The organism is Bacillus haikouensis (genome assembly GCF_013179555.1).
GTDB lineage: Bacteria > Bacillota > Bacilli > Bacillales > Bacillaceae_B > Rossellomorea > Rossellomorea haikouensis_A.
On sequence record NZ_JABMCR010000534.1, the window covers coordinates 1 to 1,324 of the forward strand.

A 1,324-nucleotide genomic window follows, 5' to 3' on the forward strand; every position below is an offset into this window, starting at 1 on the left:
CTTCACAGACTCCCTGTCCTACCGTTCCGAACCCAAGAATTGCCACATTAATCGTTGACATCATGTATCCTCCTTTTCCTTTTTCACTTTATACGTAAGATTGATCATCCTAGTTGAAGATCCACTTGAGATATTGGCGGAAAAGAAAAGGGTATACAGAAAAGCCCTCTTCTTTTAAGAAGAGGGCTAAATAATCATGCTCCTCCCCTTATCTTCCAGATCCATATAGAATCTGTAGGAATTGGCACCTTTACAGTCTGATCCTGCAGGTTGCCGGGCTTCATCGGGCCTATCCCTCCGCCGCTCTTGATAAGAGTATAATGTTTCGTTTGGCATTACTTGCTAATTGAGTATGAATTGGATTATAAAGAGGATTCATCCCTTAGTCAATACTATTTTTAGTATTTTTAAAAAATTCATTCTAATGTTACAGTTATTCTCATTCCCGATCGGTTTACTTCAGTTTGAACCCTGGCTGGGAGTTTAACAATCTGATTTTACAACTTTATCAACTGGGCGATCTTCAGTTACCGCCTGTTGGGACACGATCTCGTATAGCAAACGGAGTATGTTACTGTCAGGAGGAATGAGGGGTATCTGGCAAGATGAATTTTGGGAGGAGATTGAGAATTCAGTCCGATATGATATTCAGGCTAGAGGAGTGCCGTGCTTAATATTAAAAGACACAATTAGACATAGCTAATTTAACGCCACCTAATGGAATAACTATCTCACCTATAAGGACGAGATGACCTGGCTTTGAAGTTCAAAATATCTTACAGAAAAAAATGAAGTTAAATGTTATGGACTAGCTTCGTAAGAAACTTCGAAAGAAATTCAGGTATGGGTATACCCTGATCCATGAAGACCAACTCAGTTATAATAAGAATGAACAGCGCAATAAAGACAGAAATAATCATAATCACTGTCCATGTTTTGCTCTCTTCATCCCTTTTTACATGTTTATGCTTGTTCTTTCTGTATGAGCTTTGCGCAATTCGCAGCCGTTGATTTTTTTCTTGTTTGTCGGAATTCATATTATTCCCTTCTTTCAACAATCTCCTTTTTTGATGAATATAAAAACCCTAATACCTTAGCTATCGTTATTCCAATAGTGCTCCTAATAAAATATGGGGCTTTTCAGAATCCTGACACTATAGTTCAATAAGGACAGGTTATCAAGAACTGCACCCTTTTGGTTGATAAGTACTATGCAATCCAATATTTAAAAACAATTAAGATGGCGAGTAACATCAGAAACATTTCGGCAAGCGTCAATATAGCTTGTTTAGGATGTTCGCTATATGCCATTTCAAAAAATGCC

Annotated in this window: 1 protein-coding gene and 1 riboswitch; the gene reads right to left on the reverse strand. The window is 37.8% G+C overall.

Annotated features, from left to right (window positions below; all coding sequences use genetic code 11):
- Positions 1 to 205: 205 nt before the first annotated feature.
- A riboswitch (SAM riboswitch) is annotated at positions 206 to 316 on the reverse strand.
- Between the two features lie 478 nt (positions 317 to 794).
- Positions 795 to 1,037 (reverse strand): hypothetical protein, encoded by a 243-nt coding sequence (locus HP456_RS24015; RefSeq protein ID WP_172255685.1) that lies wholly within the window; start codon positions 1,035 to 1,037, stop codon positions 795 to 797.
- Positions 1,038 to 1,324: the final 287 nt, after the last annotated feature.

Excerpts from the sequence above, each read along its gene's own strand:
- HP456_RS24015 (WP_172255685.1), bottom strand. The coding sequence starts at position 1,037 with ATGAATTCCGACAAACAAGAAAAAAATCAACGGCTGCGAATTGCGCAA.